Origin of the sequence: Bacillus sp. JAS24-2, assembly GCF_008274905.1 — a bacterium.
Taxonomy (GTDB): domain Bacteria; phylum Bacillota; class Bacilli; order Bacillales; family Bacillaceae_G; genus Bacillus_A; species Bacillus_A cereus.
The window spans coordinates 2,912,656-2,925,239 of the sequence record NZ_CP031068.1 but is presented as its reverse complement, the minus strand read 5'-3'; the positions used below and the strand labels follow the sequence as shown (position 1 = coordinate 2,925,239).

Genomic DNA, 12,584 nt, shown 5'->3' with positions numbered 1-12,584 from the left:
AAGCATTTAGCGAAAGAAGGAGAATAGTCATGAAAAAATTTCCATTCAAAGTATTAACTTTAGCTACATTAGCAACAGTTATAACTGCTACTACCGGTAACACTATTCATGCATTTGCACAAGAAACGACCGCTCAAGAACAAAAAGTAGGCAATTATGCATTAGGCCCCGAAGGACTGAAGAAAGCATTAGCTGAAACAGGGTCTCATATTCTAGTAATGGATTTATACGCAAAAACAATGATTAAGCAACCAAATGTAAATTTATCTAATATCGATTTAGGCTCAGAGGGGGGAGAGTTGCTCAAAAATATTCACCTTAATCAAGAGCTGTCACGAATCAATGCGAATTACTGGTTAGATACAGCGAAGCCACAGATTCAAAAAACTGCTCGTAATATTGTAAATTACGATGAACAATTTCAAAATTATTACGACACATTAGTAGAAACTGTACAAAAGAAAGATAAGGCAGGTCTAAAAGAGGGTATAAATGATTTAATTACTACAATCAATACAAATTCAAAAGAAGTTACAGATGTGATTAAGATGCTACAAGACTTCAAAGGGAAACTATATCAAAATTCTACAGATTTTAAAAATAATGTTGGTGGTCCAGATGGGAAAGGTGGATTAACTGCAATATTAGCAGGTCAACAGGCAACGATTCCACAACTTCAAGCTGAAATTGAGCAACTTCGTTCTACTCAGAAAAAACATTTTGATGATGTATTAGCATGGTCAATTGGTGGTGGATTGGGAGCAGCTATTTTAGTTATTGCAGCTATTGGAGGAGCGGTAGTTATTGTTGTAACTGGCGGTACAGCAACACCGGCTGTTGTTGGCGGACTCTCGGCTCTTGGCGCAGCTGGTATCGGTCTAGGAACTGCGGCTGGTGTCACAGCATCTAAGCATATGGATTCCTATAATGAAATTTCTAACAAAATCGGAGAATTAAGTATGAAAGCAGATCGTGCTAATCAAGCAGTTCTTTCGCTTACTAACGCGAAAGAAACATTGGCATATTTATACCAGACTGTAGATCAAGCGATATTGTCTCTAACAAATATTCAAAAGCAATGGAATACAATGGGCGCAAATTATACAGATTTATTGGATAATATCGATTCTATGCAAGACCACAAATTCTCTTTAATACCAGATGATTTAAAAGCCGCTAAAGAAAGTTGGAATGATATTCATAAAGATGCAGAATTCATTTCAAAAGATATTGCTTTTAAACAGGAGTAGAACTGAAATTTAAAACCTAAATTGGAGGAAAATGAAATGATAAAAAAAATCCCTTACAAATTACTCGCTGTATCGACGCTATTAACTATTACAACTGCTAATGTAGTTTCACCAGTAACAACTTTTGCAAGTGAAATTGAACAAACGAATAATGGAGATACGGCTCTTTCTGCAAATGAAGCGAGAATGAAAGAGACCTTGCAAAAGGCTGGATTATTTGCAAAATCTATGAATGCCTATTCTTATATGTTAATTAAGAATCCTGATGTGAATTTTGAGGGAATTACCATTAATGGATATGTAGATTTACCTGGTAGAATCGTACAAGATCAAAAGAATGCAAGGGCACATGCCGTTACTTGGGATACGAAAGTAAAAAAACAGCTTTTAGATACATTGAATGGTATTGTTGAATACGATACAACATTTGATAATTATTATGAAACAATGATAGAGGCGATTAATACAGGGGATGGAGAAACTTTAAAAGAAGGGATTACAGATTTACGAGGTGAAATTCAACAAAATCAAAAGTATGCACAACAACTAATAGAAGAATTAACTAAATTAAGAGACTCTATTGGACACGATGTTAGAGCATTTGGAAGTAATAAAGAGCTCTTGCAGTCAATTTTAAAAAATCAAGGTGCAGATGTTGATGCTGATCAAAAGCGTCTAGAAGAAGTATTAGGATCAGTAAACTATTATAAACAATTAGAATCTGATGGGTTTAATGTAATGAAGGGTGCTATTTTGGGTCTACCAATAATTGGCGGTATCATAGTGGGAGTAGCAAGGGATAATTTAGGTAAGTTAGAGCCTTTATTAGCAGAATTACGTCAGACCGTGGATTATAAAGTAACCTTAAATCGTGTAGTTGGAGTTGCTTACAGTAATATTAATGAAATGCACAAGGCGCTTGATGATGCTATTAACGCTCTTACTTATATGTCCACGCAGTGGCATGATTTAGATTCTCAATATTCGGGCGTTCTAGGGCATATTGAGAATGCAGCTCAAAAAGCCGATCAAAATAAATTTAAATTCTTAAAACCTAATTTAAATGCAGCGAAAGACAGTTGGAAAACATTACGAACAGATGCTGTTACATTAAAAGAAGGAATAAAGGAATTAAAAGTGGAAACTGTTACTCCACAAAAATAGGGAAATATTAATTCTGTTGTAAAGTGAACTAAAACATAGAAAGTCTATGATTACACTGTTAAACAGAAAAGTAATAATTAATAAATCCTTATATAACAGAAAGGCGGAGTCTCATTAAAGACTTCGCCTTTCAATTATATATAAGTATGATTCGAATAAAAAATAACCTTGTAGTTTAATTGCTTTTTTAAAATTTGCAACAGAATCGGTTAATTTGAAGCAGATTATATACATTTTCTTTAATACTTAATGATTTGAAGGCTGCTAAAGAAAGTTCAAACGATACTGATAAAAGATGTAGAACTCATTTTGAAAGACATCGCTTTTTAATAAGATTAGAACTTGAAACCATACCTTATATAGGAGGAATACGAAATGATGAAAAAAATCCCTCATAAACTACTCGCTGTATCAGCATTTTTAACTATAACAACTACTTATGCAGTCATACCACTAGAAACTTTTGCAATTGAAATTGAACAAACGAACACTGAAAATATGTCTCTTTCAGCAAATGAAGAACAGATGAAAAAAGCTTTGCAAGATGCTGGTTTATTTGCAAAAGCTATGAATGAATATTCTTATTTGCTAATTAATAATCCAGATGTGAGTTTTGAAGGAATAACTATTAATGGAAATGCAGATTTACCTAGTAAAATTGTACAAGATCAAAAGAATGCAAGAGCACATGCTGTTACATGGAATACACAAGTAAAAAAACAGCTTTTTGATACATTGACAGGCATTATAGAATACGATACAAAATTTGAAAATTATTATGAAACATTAGTAGAGGCGATCAATACTGGAAATGGAGATACTTTAAAAAAAGGGATTATAGATTTACAGGGAGGAATTCAACAAAATCAAAAGTCTGCAAAAGCATTAATAGAAGAATTAATTCAATTAAAAAATGCTATTGGAGAAGATGTTAGAACATTTGGAAGTCATAAAGAGACATTGCAATCGATTTTAAAAAACCAAGGTGCTGATGTGGAGGCTGACCAAAAGCGTCTAGAGGACCTTTTAGGACAAGTAAAATATCAGAAAGACATAGAATCTAAGGGCTTAGACATGGTGAAAATCCCCTTTATTCCAACCTTGATTGCTGGTGGCATAATGATAGGTGATGCAAGAGGTAAGTTAGGTTGGCTAGAACCTGAATTAGAAAAATTGCGTCAGACTGTAGATTATAAAATAACATTGAATCGTGTAGTTGGAGTTGCATTTCATAATATTAGTGATATGCATAGTATGCTTGATAGTGCTATCACTGCTCTTACTTATATGTCTACGCAATGGGAGGATTTAGATTCTCAATATTCGGGTGTACTGGGACATATTGATAAAGCTGATCAAAAAGCTGATCAAAATAAATATAAATTCTTAACCCCTAGCTTGAATGCAGCGAAAAACAGTTGGAAAACATTAAAAACAGATGTTGTCACTTTGCAAGAAGGGATAAAAATTGCAGAGAAAAAAGAACAGGATTTTTTGAATCAGCTTCGTCCATCAAACGTTTTCTACTTTTATAAAAAAATTCATAACGCATACACTTTTGAAATAAAGACTGGAACAAATGCGCCAAATGCGTCTTATAAAGTTATGAATTTAACTAAAAACACTGTTCATAATATGTGGAGTGGAGGGGCTAATACTAACATGTGGGCTGATTGGCTTTCATTCAATCCAAATGATGAATTTGCGGTAGTAGCAGTAGTGGATGGTAAAGAATATGTTGTGTATAAAGACAAAGTACAAAATATAATGAACTGAATCTGAAAGTAACGAAGTAATTGGAGCTGGACAATAAACTAGACAACAAGTTAATTGAAAAATCTCCTTATATCCTAGAATATTTTGCTCAAGAAAAAGAATTTGTTCAGCGAAAAAGTAAATATTGAACCAAGGAGTTAGTTGTCTTATGTGTATGGTTTTACCGAAAGGTTTCAAGTACATTACTCATACAATTATGTAGTTATCCTGAAGCATCTACAGGTGTTCTTATCGACCTTGAAGAACTACTTAGCTTCCTAAGTTGAGTGATTTTATGCAAAATTAAGTGAACGTTTTTGTACATAGATTAGTTGACATTTATATAGTTTTTTTCCATTTTTAAAGATAGTTTTGTTTTTTATGTTATTTTTCAAAAATTACTGCTGAAATTTCTATATTCATCACTCAGCATATAATCATTGTTTGATGAAATGACATACCACGTCCCTTAGAGTTTCAGACATATTACGATAAATTAAAGAAAAAAGATAATAGTAGTCAACGGTTACTATTATCTTTTTTGAACTATTTTTCATTAAAATATCTCATCTGCTGTGCTCCGTATTTACTTTTCTAGATTTTATCCTAGTTTAAAATTTATGCATTTGAACTGTTTATACAATTTGTAGGATTTTTAGTTTTTTTGTCGAATACACTTAATGCAAGGAGGGACATTACATGATTATTAAAGATTATTTCATCAACCTTTCTATTTTTTCTTTATTAGTTAGCGCAGCAATATTTATTCAAGTGTTTACAATTAATTCTAGTCGATATTTTGAAAAGCTCTATGGAGGGATTATTGCAGTTACGTTAATGTTCTTTTCTTTTCCATACATGGGATTTTCCTACGATCTTCGAGTTGTTCCTCTTATTCTATCTTTTATTTACTTTGGTCGTATTGCTGGTTGGATTACGTTAATTAGCATAATTGTAATGCGTATCTTTTACACAGGAGGGTACTGGGAACCTCCTGTGATTGCTTATTTAGGTATGGGGATTCTATTTTCTACCTTTAAAACTTATTTTAAAAAACTACATCCTTTTAAAAGTGCATCGTTATATTTTTCTGTTTTTATTGGAATAAAGTGGTTAGTTGGCGTATTATTTAATACTACATTACTTTACACAGGAGGCTTATTATATATAGCGTTAGGACTTTTAATTGGGCTATTTCTTATGGAAGCCTACCAGAGATTGTATTATTTAACACAGGACTTATCTAAAATGAATCGAGAATTAAAAAAATCGAAGCAAGAACTTGCAGATACCGTACATGAGCTTCAAGGAGGAATTTTTAAATTTAAAAAAGTGGGTAAGCACTTTATACACACTTTATGTGATGGACAGTTTTATTATCAAAACGGATTTTATTCTGAACAGGTGGTAGGAAAAAGCTTACGTACTATTGATGCTTCTATTGTTCCTCCACATTTAGTTCCACAATTGATGAAGTACTATCTTCAGGCATGGGAAGGAAAAGAAATTATATTTGAATTACCTTGGCCAAATGATAAAACTATTATTCTTATTGCGCTTAGGCCGATTAAACGAAATGGACAAGTTATTGAAGTTGTTGGTTCTACAGTTGATATAACCGAAAGGAAAAAGGTAGAATCAGAATTAAGCGCTACCAAAGAATTATTGGAATCATTTATAAAGCACAATCTAGATGCTATTACCATTTCTGATCGAGAAGGGCATATTTTACAAGCGAATAAAGCTTATGAAAAGATATTTGGGTGGTCATCACAAGAAATCATAGGTAAGAGATTACCTTGTGTACCAGATTTTTTAATGGAAGAATCGCTTAAAAATATTCAGAAAATTCTAACAGGTGAATCTGTGGTTACTAGATTAGAAACTGTTAGACAAAGGAGCGATGGGAGTCTTCTTGATGTCAGTCTGACAGTTTCTCCTATACTAGATGTAAGAGGAAATGTGATAGCTTTATCAGCAATATGTAGAGACATCTCTGAAAGAAAACAAGCAGAAAGAGAACGACATCGATTACACCAGCAATTAAGAGATAGTGAAATGAAGTACCGTGCACTAATTGAACAAGCAACTGATGCGGTATATGTAGTAGAGCTGAATGAAGATAATGCTCCAAGTCGATTTATTGAGGTAAACCCTGTTGGGTGTAGAAGATTTGGATATAGTAGAGAAGAGTTGCTCTCATTATCATTTTCAAATATAGTACCACAAGATTCTCAAATAATCGTAAGGTTATTAGAAAAAATTAAAAAGGGACAAACTTCCTTCACTTTGCAAGATGAATATGTTTTTCCAACAGGAAAAGTAATAACAACTGAGTTTAGTGTTCGTGTTTTTAACTTAAATGGTAAAAAAGTTTTCCTAAGTATTTCTCGTGATATCACTGAACGGCTAAAAACAGAAGAATTATTACGAAAATCTGAAAAACTTGCTGTTGTAGGACAATTAGCGACTGTAATGGCTCATGAGATTAATAATCCATTAACTACAATGAAAGGGTTCATGCAATTACTAAAATCAACGGAAAATGAAAATAATCAAGGTTATATAAATATAGTATCATCAGAGATTGAGCGTATAGAGAGTATTACAACTGAATTTATGGCGGTAGCCAAACCACAGGTGGTAAAAATAAAACCTAATGATATTAGTGTGCTAATGGATCAAGTTTTAATGCTACTACAACCTCAAGCAATGATGAATAATATAAAAATTAGAATCGATCTTAACCCTGGTATTCCATTGATTTCATGTGAAGGAAATCAATTAAAGCAAGTATTTGTTAATATATTAAAAAATGCAATTGAATCTATGCCGATGGGAGGAGAAATTCTCATTCAATTAAATATACTTGATAATAATCAAGTAAGTATTCGTTTTATCGATCAAGGGTGTGGGATTCCAAAAGAACGTATACCATACCTCGGAGAACCTTTTTATAGTATTAAAGAAGAGGGGATTGGCTTAGGGTTAATGATCTGTTATAAAATCATTGAAACACATCAGGGAAAGGTATTTATTGAGAGTGAAGTGAATAAGGGAACTACAGTTGAAGTCACTCTCCCTATTTGTACACTTCAAAATTAATATGTTCTTTTACTGAAATTTTTTAAGAAACCATACAAAATGTAATGCTAATGTTACTTAATGAAATAATAAAGAGAAGAACACTGGTAAATGTACCCTATAGAATAGACACTTGAAAAAGCCTGTTATAAAAACATCCTTTCTTTAGAACCAAAAGAAAGGATGTTTTTAATATTGTAATTTTTCTTAGAGATATTTCAAATTTTTACTTGTAATACATTTTTTAACCAATTTTGGTTAAGTTAGTTAAAAAGGCATTATTTTTAATGAGCATATTGACATATAAATATCCCTCATTTTTAAAATAGAAATTTCTAAAAACTATATATAGGTTCTTTTTGAAAGGAAGGGTATTATCAATTGAAACCACATGAAAAAGTACCTGTTCACTCTATAAAATCTTTGCAGGAATTAATGCAATTACTAAAAAAATCTAAAGATTTTATAACGTTGGAGATCGCTTCAAACAAATCCTCTATAGTCATTTCATATTTTAGAACCTTAATCGATGTAAATATATTTCATGAAGAGGTTTTAACTTATATAAAAGAGAAGAGCTGCGATTCATTACAAGATATTCGGTCTGTCTTACCCTTTGAAAATTCAAAAATAACAAATCAAATTGAAGATATTCAGGATAGTATTTTAAATGGCTATATACTTATTCAGTTCGATACAGATAAACTAAATTGTTTGTTAGTAAATGTGTCAAAGAAAGAAAAAAGGGATATTACAAAAGCTGAAATTGAATACAATATTGTGGGTCCGCAAATCGCATTTGTCGAAGATTTAGATGTAAATTTAAATTTAGTACGTAGAAAGCTCCCAACACCTTATTTACAAATGAAGGAATTGAAAGTAGGCTCTCTCTCTAACACAACTGTTGCGATTGTATTTATTGAGGGAATTGTAAATGATCAAAATCTACAAGAAATTATAAAAAGGGTAAGTCAAATAAAAACAGACCATGTTTTGGATAGTACTTATTTGATGCAGTTAATTGCAGACAACCCAAATTCTATATTCCCTCAATTTTTGAATACAGAACGTCCGGACCGTGTGGCAGCTGTATTAGCAGAAGGGAAAATTGCACTTTTTGTAGATGGCTCGCCTTATGCCATCACTCTTCCAACAACATTAATTGATTTTTTTTCTACGACAGAAGATTACACCATGCCTTGGATTATAGCCTCTTTTTTTCGTCTATTAAGGCTTTTTGCTTTTATATTTTCTGTCTTAACGACGCCATTATATGTCTCGATCTTAACATATCATTACGAGCTTATCCCAAAAGAACTTCTTGAAACGTTAATCATATCGAGAAGTAAAGTACCTTTTCCTCCATTAATTGAAGCACTTTTTTTAGAAATAACGATTGAATTACTGAGAGAAGCAGGGGCACGTTTACCAACTAAAGTGGGTTTAACTGTCGGTATCGTAGGTGGTATTGTAATTGGACAAGCATCGGTAGAAGCAAGTCTTACAAGTAACGTACTTATTATCATTGTTGCACTTTCAGCTCTTAGTTCATTTACAGCACCAATATATCGAATTGGTAATACAATTCGAGTAATTCGTTTTCCTTTTATAATATCTGCACACCTATTGGGCTTATTAGGAATTGTTTTAACAAGTTCTTTCCTTTTAGTACGCTTATTACGTACAGAATCATTAAGACGTCCTTATTTGTTCCCTTTTTATCCTACACGTCCTACAGATTGGAAAGACAGCATTATACGTATGCCAATCTCAGCGATGTTTCGACGTCCTATTTTTTCAAGGTCTAAACAGCGTTTTCGCTTTAATCCAGAAGAGGTAGAGAAAAATAAAATCATATCACGAAATGATTTTGATGATTGAATTTAACAGGGAGGAGCATTATGAAACAGATCCCAATTGAGTATCAAGTCTCGCCATATATGGTATTTTTTTTAATTATTACTATACAGTTGGGAGTTGGTATGCTTGGTTTTGAAAGGATTAGTGCAAAATTAGTTGGAAATGATGCGTGGATTAGCACGCTACTTTTTGGAATATCTGTTAATGTTATGATTTGGATCATATATCAGATTTTAAATCAGGGTAATGGAGACATCATTGCAATCAATCAAAACGTACTTGGAAAATGGATTGGTGGATTGCTCAACTTCATTTTTTTATCCTATATTGTATTGTTAGGTGCAACAACACTACATACTTATATCGAAGTAGTACATGTTTGGATGTTTCCTTCAATTTCATCTTGGGTTATAGCAGGGGCTTTTTTGGGTCTATGTTATTACATTGTTACTGGAGGATTTCGTGTAGTTGCCGGAATCGGCTTCTTTGGAATCGTTATCCCAAGCATTCTAATCTTCACATTTTTTTATCCTTTGCAGTATGCAGATTTCCAGAATTTATTTCCAATTGCACAGCATTCATTCCTAGAAATTATGAAAGGAATGAAAGGAAATATGTTTAGTTTTTTTGGATTTGAAATGTTATTGCTGTACTACCCATTTATTAAAAAGGCAAAAACGTCTCAAAAATATGCGCACTATGCAAATTTAGTAACGACTATTGTCTACACATACCTTATGATTTTAACTCTTGCATTTTTTAGTGAAAAACAACTAGCGAGTGCGATATGGGCATATTTAAGCATGATTAAAATTATACAATTTCCCTTTATAGAGCGGTTTGAATACATTATTGTTTCTGTTTGGGCTTTTTTTATATTACCCAATGTTTCCTTTACATTATGGGGAGTAAGTCGTGGTATAAAAGAGGCACTGGGAATAAAGCAAAAATATGTTTTGCCAGTTATCATCCTATTCATCTTTGTTTTATCATTTTTCTTGAATAATCGTAATAAAATTAACTTATTAAATACTTGGACAGGTCAAATGGGCTTTGTATATATATATGTATACCTACCTGTACTATGGCTAATTCAAACGGCTAAAATAAAGTTAAGGAGATAAACATGAAGCGATGGATACTTTTCCTTATATTAAGTGTCTTCTTAATAGGTTGTGCTAAAACGAAAATTGTGGATGACATTGACTTAGTTCAAGTTGCGGCATATGATACCGAAGCAGAAGGTAAGCTAAAAGGAACCTTTGCGATTTCAGCTTATAAAGGAGGCGGGGAAGGTGAAACAAAAATCTATTCAGCATCAGGCCAGACTGGTAGAGAAGTTCTTGCAAGAGCATCCGAAAAATCTTCTGGACCTCTAGAGTTGGGGCAATTGCGTGTTATTATATTTAATGAAAAAATAATTGAAAAGGGAATGCAGGAAATTTTAGAGACTTTGAACCGAAATCCTAGTGTAGGAAATGCAATTTATTTAGCAATTACAAATGTAAAAGGGGAATCACTATTAAAGGGGAACTATTCTAAAGAAAAAGAAATTGCTTCCTATCTATCCTCTTTACTGGAGCAAAATATGGACAATGGAACGCAGCCCAAAACAAATTTTTTTATGTTTTTAAACCAACTTAATGATGATGCGAGAGATTCCTATTTACCGATAATATCTAAAAAAGGTAACGTGTTGGAGTTAGATGGAATAGCACTTTTTAAAAGATGTAAAATGGTTGATAAAGTGAACCCTAAAGATTTATTTGTATTTAAATTGTTGACAGATAATTTTAAACAAGGTACATACCAATTCAAACTACCTGGTTCTTCAAATACTTACGCTACGATAGAGAATATAAAAGCTAGAACAAAATATAAGATGGAGGGGAATAGTAAGCATCCATTCGTAAATGCTCATATTCAAGTTAAAGCTGAAATTCAAGAATTTACAAAAACAAAAAATCTAGATAATCCTAAAGAAATAAAAAAATTAGAAAAAATTATGGAAAAAGAAATAGAAAAAAAAGCAACTACATTGATAAAGAGATTTATTAAAAAAGACACAGATCCTATAGGACTTAGAAAGCTTGGTAGAACTCACGTAAGAAAATGGAACAGTCAAGAATGGGAAGAATCCTATAAAGATTTACGTTTTCGTGTAACAGCTGATGTAAGAGTAACCCAATCTGGTGTCACAGAATAAATCAAATAAGATATGGGAAATTTTAATAAAAAATATAGTCTCGCAGGAGATTAGGGAGAAGAGAAACGATTAACAAAGAATTTCATAAACATTAAGATGCTTTGTTAATCGTTTTTATACCTGTAGCTTTATCACTTATAGTAATCATAATTATAATAAAAGAACAACGAAACAAATTCCCGATACCACATAATTATAAGAGGACAATAAAGCATCAAGATATAATGTATGCTTTGTCTGGAAAAAAGAATTAAGTACTTCAAGGTTAAATACTTAACTTTAAAATAGTAAATTCGTTGCTTGTAGCACTTCAACTAGACTGTGTCCCCGAAAGTTAGAAAGGTCGGTTTGTTAAGTAGCCTCTAGGGAATGAGCCTAGTACAATACCGGATTCATTCCCTTTTATTTTTCCTTGATTCTTTCATGATTATAGTACTTTATATACTTTGCTAATTCTTGTTTGAATTCTGTTATACTTTCAAATTCTCTCGATACAGAAATAGACATACAAAAACGCCATTCTTTCTTATAAATCTACAGAAAGAATGGCGTATTCTTCAAAAGTGAGTTCCTTTATTGAAAAGCTTTAGTTCTATATGACAGATAAAAGGGCAAGCAATGCTAAAATAGCGAGAAGTCCTTGTTTCATGATAATTGATTTATTGGATGTGAGACCTCCGAAAATAGCTGCTACCCCACACAAATGATGAAAAATAATTGAATCATATAACCAATGGGATTGTTTCCAAGTATAAGTCCCCAAATGAGGCCAGCTGCTAAGAATCCATTATATAAACCGTTTACAAATTAATTGTCTAAGTATTTCTAAGTTTAAAGAGTGCAGTGTCTTCGTTTTTTATTGAATTAACTTTTACATGTTGGTTCAATATTTTCTATTCTCTTGGAACTTAGTTCTCGTTTACTTCTCACAAAAGCAATAAAATCTATTATCTCTTCTGTTGACAGTGCTTCTCCATCTACTAAAAGTGTTGCATCTGGATCGTTTAGGAGTCTTGTAATATCAATTACATCTTTGTTTTGATGTGAATGTTCAATTCGACCTAATATATAATCTACAGATGTATCAAATAAATCGGCTATTTTAGATAAAGATTGTAATGAAGGTAATCTATAACCATTTTCATAACCAGCATAGGTGCTTTTCGCAATCCCAAGTCGATCTGCTGTCTCTTGTAAGGACCATTTTTGATTTTTTCTTAATTTAGATAAACGTTCCAGCATTCGTCTCATACCCCATCTAATTT

At 32.3% G+C, this 12,584-nt stretch carries 8 protein-coding genes and 4 pseudogenes; 9 read left to right on the top strand and 3 right to left on the bottom strand.

The window, feature by feature from the left end:
* Window positions 1-29: 29 nt before the first annotated feature.
* The 9 genes and pseudogenes from hblD to DN407_RS15180 form a co-directional block, all read left to right on the top strand.
* Window positions 30-1,250, top strand: a complete 1,221-nt coding sequence (gene hblD, locus DN407_RS15215) for a hemolytic enterotoxin HBL lytic component L1 (protein ID WP_000714435.1) — start codon at window positions 30-32, stop codon at window positions 1,248-1,250.
* Between the two features lie 36 nt (window positions 1,251-1,286).
* A complete protein-coding gene (gene hblA, locus DN407_RS15210; RefSeq protein WP_000591969.1) occupies window positions 1,287-2,414 on the top strand; it encodes a hemolysin BL binding component B in 1,128 nt (375 codons plus the stop codon).
* Between the two features lie 375 nt (window positions 2,415-2,789).
* Window positions 2,790-4,190, top strand: coding sequence for a hemolysin BL regulatory component HblB (gene hblB / locus DN407_RS15205; RefSeq protein WP_061139116.1), 1,401 nt, complete (start codon window positions 2,790-2,792; stop codon window positions 4,188-4,190).
* Between the two features lie 20 nt (window positions 4,191-4,210).
* Window positions 4,211-4,438, top strand: a pseudogene (locus DN407_RS32160) (hypothetical protein); the annotation flags it as partial.
* Between the two features lie 430 nt (window positions 4,439-4,868).
* Window positions 4,869-7,274 carry a PAS domain S-box protein gene (locus tag DN407_RS15200; protein WP_087948666.1) on the top strand — a complete coding sequence of 802 codons (2,406 nt, stop codon included), beginning with the start codon at window positions 4,869-4,871 and terminating at the stop codon, window positions 7,272-7,274.
* Window positions 7,275-7,634: 360 nt separating this feature from the next.
* On the top strand, window positions 7,635-9,134 hold the full coding sequence (locus DN407_RS15195; protein WP_000802290.1) for a spore germination protein: 1,500 nt from the start codon (window positions 7,635-7,637) through the stop codon (window positions 9,132-9,134).
* A gap of 20 nt (window positions 9,135-9,154) precedes the next feature.
* Window positions 9,155-10,237, top strand: coding sequence for a GerAB/ArcD/ProY family transporter (locus DN407_RS15190; protein ID WP_000809694.1), 1,083 nt, complete (start codon window positions 9,155-9,157; stop codon window positions 10,235-10,237).
* 2 nt (window positions 10,238-10,239) lie between these two features.
* The gene (locus DN407_RS15185) at window positions 10,240-11,319 is read left to right on the top strand and encodes a Ger(x)C family spore germination protein (protein WP_098023136.1); all 1,080 of its coding nucleotides are present in this window, start codon (window positions 10,240-10,242) and stop codon (window positions 11,317-11,319) included.
* A 146-nt stretch (window positions 11,320-11,465) separates the two neighbouring features.
* Window positions 11,466-11,596 (top strand): annotated as a pseudogene (locus DN407_RS15180) (excinuclease ABC subunit C); the annotation flags it as partial.
* A gap of 125 nt (window positions 11,597-11,721) precedes the next feature.
* Here DN407_RS15180 and DN407_RS15175 read toward each other — a convergent pair.
* The 3 genes and pseudogenes from DN407_RS15175 to ansR form a co-directional block, all read right to left on the bottom strand.
* Window positions 11,722-11,808, bottom strand: a pseudogene (locus tag DN407_RS15175) (IS3 family transposase); the annotation flags it as partial.
* A 103-nt stretch (window positions 11,809-11,911) separates the two neighbouring features.
* Window positions 11,912-12,117: pseudogene (locus tag DN407_RS32155) on the bottom strand (DUF1304 domain-containing protein); the annotation flags it as partial.
* A 66-nt stretch (window positions 12,118-12,183) separates the two neighbouring features.
* Window positions 12,184-12,561, bottom strand: a complete 378-nt coding sequence (gene ansR / locus DN407_RS15165; protein ID WP_000893567.1) for an HTH-type transcriptional regulator AnsR — start codon at window positions 12,559-12,561, stop codon at window positions 12,184-12,186.
* Window positions 12,562-12,584: the final 23 nt, after the last annotated feature.

Coding starts and splice junctions, on each gene's coding strand:
- ansR (WP_000893567.1), bottom strand. CDS start 12,561: ATGCTGGAACGTTTATCTAAATTAAGAAAAAATCAAAAATGGTCCTTA.
- DN407_RS15200 (WP_087948666.1), top strand. CDS start 4,869: ATGATTATTAAAGATTATTTCATCAACCTTTCTATTTTTTCTTTATTA.
- hblD (WP_000714435.1), top strand. CDS start 30: ATGAAAAAATTTCCATTCAAAGTATTAACTTTAGCTACATTAGCAACA.
- DN407_RS15185 (WP_098023136.1), top strand. CDS start 10,240: ATGAAGCGATGGATACTTTTCCTTATATTAAGTGTCTTCTTAATAGGT.
- hblB (WP_061139116.1), top strand. CDS start 2,790: ATGATGAAAAAAATCCCTCATAAACTACTCGCTGTATCAGCATTTTTA.
- hblA (WP_000591969.1), top strand. CDS start 1,287: ATGATAAAAAAAATCCCTTACAAATTACTCGCTGTATCGACGCTATTA.
- DN407_RS15190 (WP_000809694.1), top strand. CDS start 9,155: ATGAAACAGATCCCAATTGAGTATCAAGTCTCGCCATATATGGTATTT.